Raw genomic sequence first — 16,187 nt, forward strand, 5'->3', positions numbered from 1 at the left:
CCTCCGCCTCAGCCCATCGCCTCGAGCTCGTCGATCATCCCGGCGATGACCGAGAGGCCGCCGTCCCAGAACTTGGGGTCCTTGGCATCGAGACCGAACGGCCGCAGCAGCTCGGAATAATGCTTGGTGCCGCCGGCGGCGAGCATGTCGAGATAGCGCTCGGCAAAACCTTCGGCCGCGTGCTCGTAGACGGCATAGAGTGAGTTCACGAGGCAGTCGCCGAAGGCGTAGGCATAGACGTAGAACGGCGAATGGATGAAGTGCGGGATGTACATCCAGTAGTTCTCGTAGCCCGCCTTGATCTCGATCGCCGGCCCTAAGCTCTCGCCCTGCACCGACAGCCAGAGCTCGCCGAGACGCGTCGCGGTGAGCTCGCCGTTCTTGCGCTCGGTGTGGACCGCACGCTCGAAGGAATAGAACGCGATCTGCCGCACCACGGTGTTGATCATGTCCTCGACCTTGCCGGCGAGCAGCGCCTGGCGCTGCTTTGCGCTCTTGGTCTGCGCGAGCAGCCGCCGGAAGGTCAGCATCTCGCCGAACACGCTGGCGGTCTCGGCCAGCGTCAGCGGCGTCGGCGCCATCAGCGCACCGTTCTTGGCCGCCAGCACCTGGTGCACGCCATGGCCGAGCTCATGGGCGAGCGTCATCACGTCGCGCGGCTTGCCCTGGTAATTCATCAGCACGTAAGGATGCGCCGACGGCGTGGTCGGATGCGAGAACGCGCCCGGCACCTTGCCCGGGCGCACCGGCGCATCGATCCAGCGGTCGGTGAAGAAGCGCTCGGCAATGTCGGCCATTTTCGGCGAGAAGCCGCGATAGGCGGTCAGCACCATGTTGCGCGCATCGGGCCAGCCGATCACGTCGGTCGCAGCAAACGGCAATGGTGCGTTGCGATCCCAATAGGCCAGGCGCTTCTTGCCGAACCACTTCGCCTTCAGCGCATAATAGCGATGCGACAGTTTGGGATAGGCCGCGCGCACCGAGGCAACCAGCGCATCCACGACCTCGCGCTCGACGCGGTTGTTCAGGTGGCGGGAATCCGCGACGTCCTGAAAGCCGCGCCAGCGGTCGGAGATGTCCTTGTCCTTGGCGAGGGTGTTGGTGATCAGCGCAAAAGTGCGCTCATTGGCCTTGAAGGTTTTCGCCAGCGCTTCGGCCGCGGCCTTGCGCTTGGCGCCGTCGCGGTCCTGCAACAGGTTGAGCGTCGGCTCGATCGCGAGCTCTTTGGCGCCGACCTTGAAGCGCAAGCCCGAGATGGTCTGGTCGAACAGCCGATTGAAGGCGGAATAGCCGGTCTGCGACTTCTCCAGGAACAGCTGCTCGAGCTTGTCGTCGAGCTGGTACGGCTTCTCCTTGCGCAGGTCCTCGATCCACGGACGGTAATGCGCGAGCTCCGCCGCTTGCATCGCGCGGTTCAAAATATCGTCATCGACACGGTTGAGCTCGAGCGCGAAGAACAGCAAATGCGTGGACGCCGCCGTCAGCCGCTCCGAAACGTCGCCGTAAAACTTTGAAATCTTGGGATCAACGCTGTCGCCGGCATGCACGAGGCCGGCATAGGAGCCGAGACGGCCGGCGAGATCGTCGATCGCCTCATAGCGTCGGACGGCCTCGGCGAGCCATTTTCCGCCATCTTCGTTTGCTGTCCCTGTCGCGAGCTTGCCCTTGTAGTCGGTCTCGAACGCGACGCAATCGGCATCCATCTTTTCGAGGTCGCGCGCCACTTCCGGCGCATCGATCCCGGAATAGAGGTCGGCGAGGTTCCACTCCGGAAGCTTGCCGGTCTTGCTCGCAGCTTTGGAGGGTTTTGCCTTGGCGGCAGATTTCTTGGTGCTTGGCTTGCGGAGAGCGGGCTTGGCGGCGGGCTTCTTGAGAGCAGACTTGTGCGAGGCAGACTTGTTCAGGGCAGACTTGTTCAGGGCAGACTTGTTCGAGGCAGACTTGGAGCGCGAATTCATTGTGTGGGAAACCTGTGTTCAACAATCGCGACGGCGGGCGGGGGCATCAAGGTTTAAGAGTGCGTTAATCGGCTTCGGCCAGAGTGACCCGATTCGAGACAGATAGTAGTAGCGTGCGGGGAACACCATGGCTGCCTGTATTTTGATCGCCGACGACGACGCTGTAGCCCGCCGTCTGGTCGAGAACATGGTGCAGAAATGCGGCTATGAGACGGTCGTCGTAGACTCCGGCGACGCCGCGATCGCCACCCTCACCGCCCCCGACGCGCCGGCCATCGACGCCGTCATCCTCGATCTCGTGATGCCCGGCCTCGACGGCATGGGCGTGCTGGCGAAAATTCGCGACGCCGGCCTCAGCGTCCCCGTCATCGTGCAGACCGCCCATGGCGGCATCGACAATGTCATCTCGGCGATGCGCGCCGGCGCCGCCGATTTCGTCGTCAAACCGGTCGGCGTGGAGCGGCTCCAGGTCTCGCTTCGCAACGCGCTCAATACCAGCGCGCTCAAGGGTGAATTGCAGCGCATCCGTCACAGCCGCGAGGGCCGGCTGACCTTCTCCGACATCATCACGCGCGCCGAAGCAATGGCACCGGTCATGCGCGCCGCCCAGAAGGCGGCGGGCTCCTCGATCCCCGTGCTGATCGAGGGCGAGTCCGGCGTCGGCAAGGAGATGTTCGCGCGCGCCATCCATGGCAGCGGCGAGCGCAAGGCAAAGCCTTTCGTCGCTGTCAATTGCGGCGCCATCCCCGACAATCTCGTCGAGTCCATCCTGTTCGGCCACGAGAAGGGCGCCTTCACCGGCGCGACCGAACGGCACACCGGCAAGTTCGTCGAGGCCCATGGCGGCACGCTGTTCCTCGACGAGGTCAGCGAGCTGCCGCTGACCGCACAGGTCAAGCTGCTGCGCGCGCTCCAGGAAGGCGCGGTCGAGGCCGTCGGCGGCCGCAAGCCGTTGAAGGTCGACGTCCGCATCATCTCGGCGACCAACCGCAAGCTGCTGGAACGGGTGAAGCAGGGCCACTTCCGCGAGGATCTGTTCTACCGCCTGCATGTGCTGCCGCTGACGATCCCTTCGCTCCGCGCCCGCCGCGAGGACATTCCGCATCTGCTGCGGCATTTCCTGGCGCGCTTCGCCGCCGAGGAGAACCGCCCCATCGCCGGCATCAGCGGCGAGGCCGTGGCGCACCTCGCCCAGCTCGACTGGCCCGGCAACATCCGCCAGCTCGAAAACGCGGTCTACCGCGCCGTGGTGATGAGCGACGGTGACCAGCTCGGCCTTGCCGACTTCCCGCTGCTCACCGCGCAGCCGCATCCCGCGACCGAGATCCCGACCGCCCCGCTGATGCTGGAGCCGATGGCTGCGCCCTCGGTGGTGTCGGGTAGCGAAATACCGATCGCGCCGCTGCCCTTGGCTGGATCGCTCTCCATGTTGACCCCGACCGGCGACGTCCGCGCGCTGGAGGACATGGAGAACGAGATCATCCGCTTTGCGATCTCGCATTACCGCGGACAGATGTCCGAGGTGGCCCGCCGCCTCAAAATCGGCCGCTCCACCCTCTACCGCAAACTCGACGAGGCCGGGGTTCCCGGTCATGGCGGCAAAAGCGGTGAGGAGACGCATTGAGCCTGATGCGAACGGAGGTTCGCCTGACCTGACGAGGCCGCCGCAAGCCGTTGAATTACGGCAAAATTCGGCGGCCATTCGAACCGTGACTTGGAAGTGACAGACACAGGGAAAAGCGCGTCGCGGGGACGCACAATCCGTTGCAAACAGACCTCCCTGAAGTCAGTTTGTGGTGAGTTGCCCTGGGGAGCGCTGGCTGCAAAACCGGGGCCTGTGTATCGTCTCTGTGGGAGTCGTTGCGTGCAGGCGTGCAACTTTCGCGAGGCCGGCGCGGTTTAGCCGAAGCTCATTTGGACGATAACGAATCTGTTCCACGAGGAACGGTTCACCCGAGGGGTGCGACACAATGCGTGACTGTTTGAACCACCGTGCAGGCTTTGACCGTGTCTTGATGACGGTCGCGGCGACCTTCCTCACGGTGTCGGCCAGCTCGGCGCTGGCGCAGGATCAGGCGCGCAGCAGCGCTGCCGAGCTCGCGATCGAAGCCGCGATCCCGCGTCCCGAGCCTGCAAACGTCCCGCCCCCGACCGCAGCCGATATCAAGCTCGACACCACGGCCACCGTTCAGGACAACGCCAAGGAGCCAGCCAAGGAGCCGGTGAAGGCTGAAGCCGCTCCCGCGCCGGCCGCGGAGAAGGTCGAGACCAAGCCCGCAGACGTCGCCACCACGCCTGCCCCCGAGGCGCCGAAGAGCGAGACGGCAAAAACAGAACCTGCGCAGAGCGAGCCTGCGAAGAGCGAAGCCGCCAAGACTGAGCCCGCAAAGGCCGATACCGCAACGGCAACGCCAGCCGCTCCTGCGGCGCCGGCTGCCGCAGCGGCTGCGGCCCCCGAGCCAGTGAAGACGGCCAGCAACGTGCCCGCCGCCGACCAGCCGGTCGCCGACAAGCTCAAGGACCTCATCGGTGCCAAGGCCTCGCGGCATTTCGACCGCAAGAACGAGCGCGCGGCGATCGAGAAGTTCTACGGCGCGCGCGACTTCGCGCCGGTCTGGACCCAAGCCGGCAGCCTGACCGCTGCGGCCAAGGGCGTGATCGCGCGGCTGAAGGACGCGGCGTCCGACGGCCTCAATCCGGCCGACTATCCGGTGCCGGATTTCGCTGCCGCGACGACGCCCGATGCGCTCGCCGACGCCGAGCTCAGGCTCACCGCCAGCATGTTCGACTATGCGCGCCAAGCGCAGAGCGGCCGCATGCACTGGTCGCAGGTCAGCGCCGACATCCTCTATCCCGAGCACCCGGTCGACCCGAGCGAGGTGCTGACGAAGGTCACGACCGCGACGGATGCGTCCGCGGCGCTCGACAGCTACAACCCGCCGCAGAAGCTCTACAAGGAGCTGAAGGCCAAGCTCGCGGAGCTACGCGGTCAGGGCAACGGCCCGGTGATCGAGATCGCCGACGGTCCCGCGCTGAAATACACCCCGGCCGGCAAGAAGCAGGCCGAGACCGTCGTGGATGATCCGCGCGTGCCGCAGCTGCGCGCCAAGCTCGGCATCGCCGAGAACGCCAGCGACACCCGCTATGACGCCACCGTCGCCGAAGCCGTGCGCAAATTCCAGAACGGCGCCGAGATGAAGCCGACCGGCATCCTCGACGACAAGACGGTCAAGGCGCTCAACACGCCGAAGCGCGACAAGCAGATCGACGTGGTGCTGGTGAACATGGAGCGCTGGCGCTGGCTGCCGCGCGACCTCGGCGTGCCCGCGCTGGGCGATGCCTATGTCATCCTCAACATCCCCGACTACACGCTGAAGGTGATGCAGCACGGCCAGCAGGTCTGGACCACCCGCGTCGTCACCGGCAAGCCGGGCCAGCACGCGACCCCGCTGCTGACCGAAACGATGAAGTACATCACGGTCAACCCGACCTGGAACGTGCCGCCGTCGATCGTCTACAACGAATATCTGCCGGCGCTGCAGCAGGACCCGACCGTGCTCCAGCGCATGGGCCTCAAGCTCGAGCAGAATCGCGACGGCTCGGTGCATATCTCGCAGCCGCCCGGTGAGGCCAATGCGCTCGGTCGCATCCGCTTCAACTTCCCGAACAAGTTCCTGGTCTATCAGCACGACACGCCGGACAAGAACCTGTTCGCCAAGGAAGACCGCGCCTTCAGCCATGGCTGCATGCGCGTGCAATATCCGGATCAGTACGCCTCGGTGCTGCTCAACATCGCCATGCCGAACGAGAAGTACACGCCCGAGCGCATCCGCAGCATGTACGGCAAGAGCGAGATCGACCTGAAATTCCCCACCCCGATCCCGGTCAACATCACCTATCAGACCGCGTTCGTGGACGAGGCCGGCAAGCTGCAAATCCGCAAGGACGTCTATGGCCGCGACGCGACCATGCTCAACATCCTGAGGAACGGCCGCGGCAAGGACCTCGAGAACGTCGTCGCCCATTCCCAGCCGAGCTATTCGCGCCCGGCAACGACGCTGCCCTCGGGCGTGGCGATCGCCAACAATGGCGGCGGCTTCGGCTCGTCGGGTCCGAACTTCTTCGAGCGCCTGTTCGGAGCGCCGACCCCGCCGCCGGCTCCGGTCGGCCGCCGGCCGCAGCGGGTGTTTACCCGCTGAGGCCCGCAAGGCGCCTCATTTCCTGAAATTCTGCAATGAAATCAGCGCCCCCGTCCCAAAGACGGGGTCGTTTAACGTTAACCATTCTGCGACCTGCCCTCGGGCACCGGGCGTTTTTTTGCCACAGTCAACCGTTTAGGTTTGTATTCTGACTTGGTTTGGGGGCGGGAAGGTCAACGTCGAATTAACCTTCTCGCTTTAAGAAAGCGTTCATCCTCTTTCGCGCGCTAACGGGGTTGGCGGGAGAGTCCATTTTGAACGCTCGTCGACTGGGTGGGCTCATACGTGCTGACTGGTCTCGCACGCCAATTCGTTGTGCTGTCGTTATCCCATGCGGGAGTGAAGGCCGGATCACGGATCGGCCTCGCTGCCGTGCTGCTGCTTGCCGCCGCAGGCTCGGTCCATAACGCCACCGCGCTGAACGAGACCAAGACGCTCTCGTTCCACCACACCCATTCCGGCGAAGACCTCACCGTCACCTTCAAGCGCGACGGCCGCTATGACGAAGCGGCGCTGAAGACGCTCAACCATTTCCTGCGCGACTGGCGCACCCAGGACGAGACGGTCATGGACCGTCACCTCTTCGACATCCTCTGGGAAGTCTATCGCGACGTCGACGGCAAGCAGCCGATCCAGATCATTTCCTCCTACCGCTCCCCCGCCACCAACGCCATGCTCCGCCGCCGCTCCTCCGGCGTGGCGCGCTTCAGCCAGCACATGCTGGGGCATGCGATGGACTTCTACATCCCCGGCGTGCCGCTGGAGCAGATCCGCTTCGCCGGCCTGCGGCTGCAGCGCGGCGGCGTCGGCTTCTATCCGACCTCCGGCTCGCCTTTCGTGCATCTGGACACCGGCAGCATCCGGCACTGGCCGCGCATGACGCATGACCAGCTCGCCCGCGTCTTCCCCGACGGAAAGACGGTGCATCTGCCGACCGACGGCGTGCCGCTGAAGGGCTATGAGTTCGCCAAGGCCGAGATCGAGCGCCGCGGCAGCGGCGATGATTCCGGCGGCAAGCCGAACTTCTTTGCCGCCCTGTTCAAGAGCAAATCGGCGCCTGCCGCCACGAGCAGCGACGAGGACGACGAGGGTGCACCCGCCCCGGCCGCCAAGCCCGTGGGGCCGACCGTGGTCGCCGCCGCAGCCAAGCCTTCTGACGCAAAGCCCGCCGATCCGCCCGGTCGACCGCTCCAACGTCGTTGCCGCCTCGGCGCCGGTCCCGCGCTCCACCCGTCCCGTCTCGCGCAACGCCGCGCCCGCCACCGAGATCAACAGCGTGGTCGGCAAGAGCATCGATGGCCTGGTCGCCACCGCGACCCGGCTCTCCGCGGCCAAGGGCGAGAGCATCTGGCTCAAGATCGTGATGCTGTCGCCGAGCGCCAGCCGCGCGATGTCGGTGACGCTGATGGGCGAGCTCGATATGGCCGCGATGCGCAGCTATTTCGTCAAGCCGCAGACCGTGATCGCGATGGGCTTTGTCGACGATCCGATGCAGGGCCTGTCCTGCGACAGCTTTACGGGCAGCGCCACGGCGAAGCTCGAGACGACGTCGTTCGTCGTGCGCACGGCTGCGCTGCGCTGAGGCGCGACTATTTCCAAGAGCTCTGTTTCGTAGCCCGGATGGAGCGACTTCTATCGCGCCTTCTTCCGCCGCCGATCCAGATGATAGGTCAGCGCCAGCGACAGGCAGACCGATAGCTCCCGCTTCGGCAGTTTGCCCGCGACCGGCAACAGCAGCGCCCGGCTCTGCCGATATTCGAACTGATCCGGAAAGCGCTCGCGGAACGTGTCGACCAGCGTCGTCTTGCAGTTGAACAGGACGGCCGCGTGCTCGGAATCCTTGAGGCGGCCGAGCCGGATCGTCGAGCCGCTGCCGCTCTCATCGGTCAGGTAAGCGGGCTCGCCCCACTTCAGCGTTTCGGTGAGGCGGCCGACGTCGTCATGCGCTGCGGCCGTCGCGAAGATCAGTTCGCGCACTTGCAGCAGCCGCTTGCCGATCGGCGCCGGAAGGGCGCCGAGGGCACGGTTCACCTCGCGCGGCAGCGGCGGCGCAGGCACGGCGGTCTCCGTTCACAGACGAAGTGCAACACGCGCAATTTGTAGCCCGGAGGGAGCCGATCGCAATCCCGGCTCCCGGCAGGGTGCTCGAGGCGCTAACGCCTCAGAGCATGCCCAGCGCCTGCATGTAGGTCTCGAGAATCGTCTCGGCCTCAGCGCGCTCGTTCGGGTCCTGCTTGCGCAGGCGCACGATGGTGCGCAGCGCCTTGACGTCGTAGCCGTTGCCCTTGCTCTCGGCATAGACGTCGCGGATGTCGTCGGAGATCGCCTTCTTCTCTTCCTCCAGCCGCTCGATGCGCTCGATGATGGATTTGAGCTGGTCCTTGGCAAATTTCGTCGCGGGCTCGTCGTCGCGAACGGCGGCGGAGGTGGCCATCTTGGTACTCCCAATGGAACTGGCAAAACGAGGTGACGCCGGCATCCACCGCGCGTGCTGGCAAAACCCTTAGGGTTCGTACCCCCTGCGTTCAAGCAAGCATCGCGCTCGTCCACAGCGCGCCCACAGGAGATGACGTCGTCATTCCGAGGCACCCGAAGGGCGAACCCGGAATCTCGAGATTCCGGGTTCGATGCTTTGCATCGCCCCGGAATGACGGAACGAAATTACTCAGTGCCCGTGCGGATGGACCTTCTTCATCGCCTCGATCTGCTCGGGCGTGGCCGTGCCCTGGTACTTCGACTTCCAGGTCTCGTAGGGCATGCCGTAGACGGCCTCTCGGCTCTCGTCCTTGCTTAAGCTCACGCCTTGGGCGTCGGCGGCGTCCTTGAGCCAGTTGGACAGGCAGTTGCGGCAGAAGCCGGCCAAATTCATCAGGTCGATGTTCTGGACGTCGGTCCGCTCACGCAGATGATCGACCAAGCGGCGGAAAGCGGCCGCCTCGAGCTCCGTTCTGGTTTTGTCGTCGATTGCCATGGCTGGATCCCTGAATTGGCTCTGACCCCTGATCGGGTCACCCTTACGGGATCAGTTGGGTCCTGTCACAGATTTTGCCATATCGCGGCTCACACGAGCCCCGCGGCCTGACGGGCGGTTCCCCCTCCCCCGGCCCTACGCCAAATCGTCAATCATCTGGTATACGTTCCGCGACAATGATCGCCGAATCTTCCCGCTCCCCCCTTCGCCTGCTCGCCCGGTTGGTCCCGGTGCTGGCGGTTGCGCTGCTGTGTCTTTCGGCGAGCCCGGCCGCCGCCGATTTCCGCCTCTGCAACAACACCTCGAGCCGGGTCGGCATTGCGCTCGGCTACAAGGACGCCGAGGGCTGGACCACCGAGGGCTGGTGGAACATCTCCTCCCGCTCCTGCGAGACCCTGCTGCGGGGCACGCTGGTCGCCCGCTACTATTACATCTACGCCATCGACTATGACCGCGGCGGCGAATGGTCGGGCCAGGCCTTCATGTGCTCGCGGGACAAGGAATTCACCATCCGCGGCACCGAGGATTGCCTCGCGCGCGGCTATGACCGGACCGGCTATTTCGAGGTCGATACCGGCGAGCAGCGGGCCTGGACCGTGCAGCTCACCGACGCCAACGAGCAGCCGTCACAGCAGCGCGTGCCCGGCCTGCCGGGCCCGGTCGGCCCGGGCGGGGTGCCGGGTTTGCCCAATAGTCCGCCCGGTGGTACGCCCCCCGCCGCGCCTGGCCTCCCGCCAGCTCCCTCGCCCCCATCTGGAAATAAGCCATGAGGCGTCTTCGCCGTATCAAGATTCTCGCGACCCTCGGACCTGCCTCGTCGGACCTCGCGATGATCCGCCGCCTGTTCGAGGCCGGCGCCGACATCTTCCGCATCAACATGAGCCACACCCCGCATGACAAGATGCGCGAGCTGGTGGCGACGATCCGCAACGTCGAGAGCAGCTACGGCCGGCCGATCGGCATCCTGGTCGACCTTCAGGGCCCCAAGCTCCGGCTCGGCGCGTTCGCCGAAGGCGCGGTGCAGCTCCAGAACGGCCAGACCTTCACGCTCGATTCCGACAAGACGCCGGGCGACGCAACGCGCGTCAACCTCCCCCACCCCGAGATCCTGGCGGCACTGCGGCCCGGCCATGCGCTGCTGCTCGACGACGGCAAGGTGCGGCTGATCGCGGAGGAGACCTCGAAGGAGCACGCGGTGACGCGCGTCGTGGTCGGCGGCAAGATGTCCGACCGCAAGGGCGTCAGCCTACCCGACACCGACCTGCCGGTCTCGGCGATGACGTCGAAGGACAAGGCCGACCTCGAAGCCGCTTTGGTCACCGGCGTCGACTGGATCGCGCTGTCCTTCGTGCAGCGCGCCGACGACGTGATCGAGGCCAAGAAGATGATCCGCGGCCGTGCCGCGGTCATGGCCAAGATCGAGAAGCCGCAGGCGATCGACCGCCTCGCCGACATCATCGAGGCCTCCGACGCTCTGATGGTGGCGCGCGGTGACCTCGGCGTCGAATTGCCGCTGGAGCGCGTGCCGAGCCTGCAGAAGCAGATGACACGGATGGCGCGCCGCGCCGGCAAGCCGGTGGTGATCGCGACCCAGATGCTGGAATCGATGATCCAGTCGCCGGTGCCGACCCGTGCCGAAGTCTCCGACGTCGCCACCGCGGTCTATGAAGGCGCCGACGCCATCATGCTGTCGGCGGAATCGGCCGCCGGCAAATTCCCGGTCGAGGCGGTCTCGACCATGAACCGCATCGGCGAGGAGGTCGAGCGCGACCCGACCTATCGCTCCGTGGTCGCCGCCCAGCGCCCCTCCCCCGAATCCACCGCCGGCGATGCCATTGCCGATGCCGCGCGGCAGATCGCCGAGACGCTCGACCTGCCCGCCCTGATCTGCTGGACCAGCTCAGGGTCGACCGCGGTGCGCGTGGCGCGCGAGCGGCCGAAGCCGCCGATCGTGGCGATCACGCCCAACATCACCGCCGGCCGTCGGCTCGCCGTGGTCTGGGGCGTGCATTGCGTGGTGGCGGAGGACGCGCGCGACCAGGACGACATGGTCAGCCGTGCCGGCCAGATCGCATTCCGCGACGGCTTCGTCCGCGCCGGCCAGCGCGTCATCATCGTTGCCGGCGTGCCGCTCGGCACCCCCGGCACCACCAACATGGTGCGCATCGCCTCTGTCGGCCCCGAGGGCGACGCGAATATCTAGCTCCGCAAAGGCGACCAAAACAAAAAACGTCGAAAACAACCCCATGCACAGTAGCCGGCTTTGGTCGGCTATTTTGCTGCGGTTTTGCGAAAAGCCGCACGCAGGCAATAACCTGAGCACGATCAGGTCCGAGCCCCGATCGCATGAGGGTATTTAGGCCCCGACCAGCGCCTTGGTCGTCGGCAGCAGCGTCTGCTGCACCACCAGACCCCGGGCGCGGGCGTCCATGACGCCGACCGCGCGCAGCGCCAATAGCGTCACGGTCTGCACCGCATCGCGCATCTTCGCGGGATCTTCGAGATTGTCGGGCGCGAGCGGCCCCACCAGGGCCTCATGCAGCGCGCCGAGCAGGGCGGTTGCGGCGAGCGCGGTATCCTGCGCCGGCAGATGGCCTGCGCGCACTGCGGCATCGATCCTGGCGGCAATCTCGCCCGCGATCTCGCGCCGGCTGGCCAGACGTGAGGCGCTGACATCGACATCGACCGGCTCGGCCAGGATGCCCCAGGCCAGGCGGCGCTGCGACAGGGTGTGGACCGCCACGGTGGTGACGGCGGCAGCGAGCGCCGAGGACGGACCTGGCGCCGCGTCGGCGGCCCGGCGAATCGCCGCGAGCTCGTCCCGCGATACCTCGCCGATCAGTTCGGAGATCAGCTCGGCCTTGGAGGGGAAGTAGCGGTAGACCGTCCCGGCCGCGACATTGGCCCGGACCGCGACCGGCGCGATCTGCACCGCCGCCATGCCGCCTTCCGCCGCCGCCTCGCGCGCCGCGGCCAGTATCGCACTGCGCCGGGCCGCCAGGCGCTTAACCACTTGATGCGTCCGCCGATAAACCATGGCGCGCTTCCTGTCCCACACGCCGGCCGCACGCCCTGCGACCGAACGCTTCGTCACTGCAAAGATGCAAATCGCCCCGCAAGGACTGAACAACTATTCAGAGTGGATGACAAGATGCAAATGCGTGGAGCGTCACGCGGGACGGACGGAGGCGCCATGCAGCTCCGCACTGCACACCAGCAAGTCGTAAACGCATCCTTGCATCGCGCCGACGCGGCTAACCAATCCAGTTTACCGCAACTTAAAAGCGACCGTGCTGAAATGCCGACGCGTCCGTGAGTGGCCGTTCAGCCCGAGAGTCAAATGTCGATTTCGATGACAAGCAGCGTTCCCGCCCGCGGCGTTGCGCGATGGCTCATGCCGCTCTGCATCGGCACCATTGTCTACGTGTTCTTTCTGGGCATGGGCGACATCATGCTGCGCGACCCCGATACGCCGTGGCAGATCGCGGTCGGGCAGTGGATCCTCGAACACCGCGCGCTGCCCTACAATGACATTTATTCGTTCACCCGGGCCGGCGAAGCCTGGATCTCGAGTTCCTGGCTGTCGCAAATCCTGTTCGCGCTTGCTTACGAGCCCTCGAACTGGTCGGGCGCAGTTATCCTGACCTCGCTTGCGATCGGTGCGACTGCGGCGATTTTCGTCTACCTGCTCGAGCCCAATCTGGCACCCGCGCGCGCCTTTCTGCTCCTCATCCCGCTCCTCGCGATGGCACTAGGCCACTTTCTTGCGCGGCCACACATGCTGGCCTTGCCTGTCATGCTGGCCTTTGTCGGCGGGCTGCTGGCAGCCGCCGATCGGCGTGCCGCACCCGCCTGGCTGTTGCTGCCTTTGATGGCATTGTGGGCCAATCTTCACGGCGGCTTCGTCATGGGACTGGTGCTGATCGGCCCCATTGGCCTCGATGCGATCGCAGCCGCCGATCGCAAGGACCGATTTGCACTGGCAGCGCGCTGGGCCTTGTTCGGACTGGCCGCGCTTGCCGCGAGTTGCTGCACACCGTATGGCTGGGAGACGCTGCTCGGAGCCACGAAGATCCTCAGCCTTGGCAAGCTGCTCACGGTGATCCCGGAGTGGATGCCGGCCGACTTCAGCTCGTTCAATCTGTTTGGAGCCGCCCTGCTCGGTTTGATCGCCCTCGGCTATTGCAGCGGATTGGTGCTGCCGTGGACCCGTATTCTCCTGCTGCTCGGCCTGACCTGGGCCGCACTCTCCCACGTCAGAAACATCGAGGTCTTTGCGCTGTTGACTCCGCTCGTGGTTGCGAAGCCGATCGCCGAACAATTGGGATTGACGAGAGCTGCCGCGCAAGAAGCGCGGTACTCCCTCGCAATGACGGCAATGGCGGCGCTCGCGATCGTCGCCGCCGGCTGGAGCATCACACGCTCCTACGCCACACCCGACCGGTATGCCTTTCTCCGCAATCTGACTCCGGCGGCTGCAGTCGACCTGCTTGAACAGCGGCACGCGCGACGGATCTTCAGCACCGCTCCGATCGGCGGCTATCTGATCACCCGCAACATCAAGACCTTCATTGATGGCCGCGCCGAGCTGTATGGAGAGCAGTTTGTGCTCGATTACTACGATGCCATCGAAGGCAAGAACGTCGAGACCCTGGTGCGTCTGCTCGAGACCTACCGGATTGACGCGACGCTGCTGAACACCACCACTCCCGCCGCGCAAATCATGGACCATTTGTCGGGCTGGAAGCGGATCTATACAGATGATGTCGCCGTGGTTCACGTCCGCGACGATGTAGCGGCGCAGCTTCCTTCCGGGGCGCGGTGAATCGAGACATCGCCGCGAGCTCTCGCGTCCCCTTGGACATGCCTACCAAGGAAAGCTTGCCTGCCGCCATCCTTCGAGACGCCGCCTGCGGCGAGCCCCCAGGATGAGGTCACGTTGTGCAAAGATATCAGGGCCTCGTGAGCAACCCGCGAAGGCGGGCATCGCCGGGCGAACCATGCAGGCCGACTGCCTCGGCTGACTCTGCCGCACAAAAGGAAAGAGCCCCGTCGGCGACGGGGCTCTCAAATTCTCAAATCGACCAAACTTACTTCAGGCTGGACGAGATCGAGCCGAACTTGGTGTTCAGCGTGCTGCCGAGATTGTTGATGACGGTGATGATCGCCAGCGCGATGCCAGCGGCGATCAGGCCGTATTCAATCGCGGTGGCGCCGGATTCGTCCTTCACGAAACGCGAAACGAGGTTCTTCATAGACTGCTCCAAAGAGTACACGAGGCTACAACTGATCTGGTCTTCCCGGCTTCCCAGCGCCGCCCGACCATGGAACCAAACGTAGAGGCAAAGACTTGCGTCGCAGTTAACTTGGCTGCGTAAACACGGAGCGGTTTGCGCGTATTGGCCGATGGTAAAGGGGAATTGAAAACAATCGGTTAAATTGCCGGCATTTGCGGCGAAGGCCGCCTCACGGATTTACCCCAAGTTATGACCGGCCATGGTCCAATGCCGCCCGCTCCAACAAGAACAAGCAGGACGACGAGGCGGCATGTCCCTTTCCTTCGCCAACAGCATCGCGGTGCAGAGCCGCGCGCGCGCCCTGGTGCCGCTGTGCGCCGGTGCCGGCGCCTATCTGTTCTTCCTCTATGTTGGCGACACGCTGCTTCAGGACTCCGACTCGTTCTGGCAGATCAAGATCGGGCAATGGATCCTCGATCACGGCGCGGTGCCGTACACCGATCTCTATTCCTTCACGCGGACCGGTGCGCCGTGGATCTCGACGTCGTGGCTGTCGCAGGTCCTGTTCGCCTTCTCCTATGCGCAATGGAACTGGGCCGGACCGGTGATGCTGACCGCGATCGGGATGGCGCTCACGGTCGCCGTGTTCGTCTACCTGCTCGATGCGCAGATCGAGGCGCCGCGCGCGGTGCTGTTCGCGATGCTGGCGCTGATGCTGTCGATCCATCACGTGCTGGCGCGGCCGCATATCCTGGCGCTGCCGGTCATGGTGGCCTGGGTCGGCCTGTTGATGTCGGCGGCCGACCGCAGGAGCGCACCATCCTGGACCTGGCTGCCGCTGATGGCGCTGTGGGCCAATCTGCATGGCGGCTTCGTGCTGGGCCTCGCGCTGATCGGCCCGATCTCGCTCGAAGCGGTCGAGCATGCCGAGAAAGGACAGCGGCTTTCGCTGTTCGTGCGCTGGGTGCTGTTCGGCATCGCCGCGCTGATCGCGAGCTGCTGCACGCCCTATGGCTGGCGCACGCTGATGGGCGCGACCAACATCCTCAGCCTCGGCGAGCTGCTCACGCTGATCTTCGAATGGATGCCGGCGAACTTTGCTACTTTCACCGCGTTCGAGGGCGCCCTGCTCGGCCTGATCGCGCTCGGCTATTACCGCGGCATCGTGCTCTCGGCGCCCCGGATCTTCCTGATCCTGTTCCTGACCTGGAGCGCGCTGACCCATGTCAGGAGCATCGAGGCATTCGCCTTCCTGGTGCCGCTGGTGCTGGCAAAGCCGCTCGGCGAGATGTTCTCGCGCCCGCCCGCCGATGCCGCCGGCGCCGACCGCGGGCCAGCCCGTTATGTCACCGCAGCAGGCGCGCTGATGATCGTGGCCGCGAGCTGGACCACGACCGCGCTCTACATGAGCCACCACCGCTTCACCTTCACGATGACGCAGACGCCGGTCGCGGCGGCCGACCTGCTCGAGAAGCTTGGGGCCAAGCGCGTCTTCAACGCCTATCAGTTCGGCGGCTACCTGATCTCGCGCGACATCCCCGTCTATGTCGACGGGCGCGCCGAGCTCTATGGCGAGAAATTCGTCATGGACTTCTTCAAGGCAACCGAAGGCAAGAAGCCCGCGCTGCTGCCGCGCCTGCTCGACGAGGCCAAGATCGACGCGACGATCCTGGTCGCCGATGCGCCGGGCCCGGAGATCCTCGACCAGCTCAAGGGCTGGAAGCGGGTCTATCACGACGACATCGCTGTGGTCCATGTGCGGGAGAAGGCAGACGGGGCTGCGGCGGAGCTGCCGAAATGAAGACGGGGCTTTAGGACGCGG

12 protein-coding genes and 1 pseudogene are annotated in these 16,187 nt (G+C 65.3%); 7 read left to right on the forward strand and 6 right to left on the reverse strand.

The window, feature by feature from the left end:
• Positions 1 to 8: 8 nt before the first annotated feature.
• Positions 9 to 1,958: a M3 family oligoendopeptidase gene (locus FOM02_RS23475; RefSeq protein WP_027561038.1), complete on the reverse strand. Its 1,950-nt coding sequence runs from the start codon at positions 1,956 to 1,958 to the stop codon at positions 9 to 11.
• Between the two features lie 127 nt (positions 1,959 to 2,085).
• Here FOM02_RS23475 and FOM02_RS23480 point away from each other — a divergent pair, with 127 nt between their 5' ends.
• The 3 genes and pseudogenes from FOM02_RS23480 (at position 2,086) to FOM02_RS23490 (ending at position 7,739) form a co-directional block, all read left to right on the forward strand.
• Positions 2,086 to 3,582 (forward strand): sigma-54-dependent transcriptional regulator, encoded by a 1,497-nt coding sequence (locus FOM02_RS23480; RefSeq protein WP_027561039.1) that lies wholly within the window; start codon positions 2,086 to 2,088, stop codon positions 3,580 to 3,582.
• A gap of 346 nt (positions 3,583 to 3,928) precedes the next feature.
• Positions 3,929 to 6,157: a L,D-transpeptidase family protein gene (locus FOM02_RS23485; RefSeq protein ID WP_027561040.1), complete on the forward strand. Its 2,229-nt coding sequence runs from the start codon at positions 3,929 to 3,931 to the stop codon at positions 6,155 to 6,157.
• A gap of 273 nt (positions 6,158 to 6,430) precedes the next feature.
• Positions 6,431 to 7,739: pseudogene (locus tag FOM02_RS23490) on the forward strand (DUF882 domain-containing protein).
• A gap of 50 nt (positions 7,740 to 7,789) precedes the next feature.
• Here FOM02_RS23490 and FOM02_RS23495 read toward each other — a convergent pair.
• From FOM02_RS23495 to FOM02_RS23505, 3 genes are all read right to left on the reverse strand, one after another.
• Positions 7,790 to 8,215, reverse strand: a complete 426-nt coding sequence (locus FOM02_RS23495) for a DUF1801 domain-containing protein (RefSeq protein ID WP_265442154.1) — start codon at positions 8,213 to 8,215, stop codon at positions 7,790 to 7,792.
• 103 nt (positions 8,216 to 8,318) lie between these two features.
• On the reverse strand, positions 8,319 to 8,591 hold the full coding sequence (locus FOM02_RS23500) for a DUF2312 domain-containing protein (RefSeq protein ID WP_018641571.1): 273 nt from the start codon (positions 8,589 to 8,591) through the stop codon (positions 8,319 to 8,321).
• A gap of 231 nt (positions 8,592 to 8,822) precedes the next feature.
• A complete protein-coding gene (locus tag FOM02_RS23505; RefSeq protein ID WP_027561043.1) occupies positions 8,823 to 9,128 on the reverse strand; it encodes a DUF1244 domain-containing protein in 306 nt (101 codons plus the stop codon).
• A 176-nt stretch (positions 9,129 to 9,304) separates the two neighbouring features.
• Here FOM02_RS23505 and FOM02_RS23510 point away from each other — a divergent pair, with 176 nt between their 5' ends.
• Together FOM02_RS23510 and pyk are read left to right on the forward strand one after the other, a co-directional pair.
• On the forward strand, positions 9,305 to 9,898 hold the full coding sequence (locus tag FOM02_RS23510) for a DUF1036 domain-containing protein (RefSeq protein WP_027561044.1): 594 nt from the start codon (positions 9,305 to 9,307) through the stop codon (positions 9,896 to 9,898).
• The gene (gene pyk, locus FOM02_RS23515; RefSeq protein ID WP_265442155.1) at positions 9,895 to 11,331 is read left to right on the forward strand and encodes a pyruvate kinase; all 1,437 of its coding nucleotides are present in this window, start codon (positions 9,895 to 9,897) and stop codon (positions 11,329 to 11,331) included. The genes FOM02_RS23510 and pyk overlap by 4 nt, the downstream gene beginning before the upstream one ends.
• 153 nt (positions 11,332 to 11,484) lie before the next feature.
• On the opposite strand, the gene FOM02_RS23520 is transcribed toward pyk, so the two are convergent.
• Positions 11,485 to 12,165, reverse strand: coding sequence for a TetR/AcrR family transcriptional regulator (locus FOM02_RS23520; RefSeq protein ID WP_027561046.1), 681 nt, complete (start codon positions 12,163 to 12,165; stop codon positions 11,485 to 11,487).
• Positions 12,166 to 12,468: 303 nt separating this feature from the next.
• Here FOM02_RS23520 and FOM02_RS23525 point away from each other — a divergent pair, with 303 nt between their 5' ends.
• Positions 12,469 to 13,953 carry a hypothetical protein gene (locus tag FOM02_RS23525; protein ID WP_035730329.1) on the forward strand — a complete coding sequence of 495 codons (1,485 nt, stop codon included), beginning with the start codon at positions 12,469 to 12,471 and terminating at the stop codon, positions 13,951 to 13,953.
• 265 nt (positions 13,954 to 14,218) lie between these two features.
• Here the strand turns inward: FOM02_RS23525 and FOM02_RS23530 are convergent, their stop codons facing one another.
• Entirely contained in the window at positions 14,219 to 14,383 is a 165-nt protein-coding gene (locus tag FOM02_RS23530) for a Flp family type IVb pilin (RefSeq protein WP_027561048.1), read from the reverse strand.
• A gap of 292 nt (positions 14,384 to 14,675) precedes the next feature.
• Between FOM02_RS23530 and FOM02_RS23535 the strand changes: the two genes are divergently transcribed.
• Entirely contained in the window at positions 14,676 to 16,166 is a 1,491-nt protein-coding gene (locus tag FOM02_RS23535; RefSeq protein ID WP_027561049.1) for a hypothetical protein, read from the forward strand.
• Positions 16,167 to 16,187: the final 21 nt, after the last annotated feature.

Origin of the sequence: Bradyrhizobium sp. SEMIA, from assembly GCF_014844175.1 — a bacterium.
Classification (GTDB): domain Bacteria; phylum Pseudomonadota; class Alphaproteobacteria; order Rhizobiales; family Xanthobacteraceae; genus Bradyrhizobium; species Bradyrhizobium arachidis.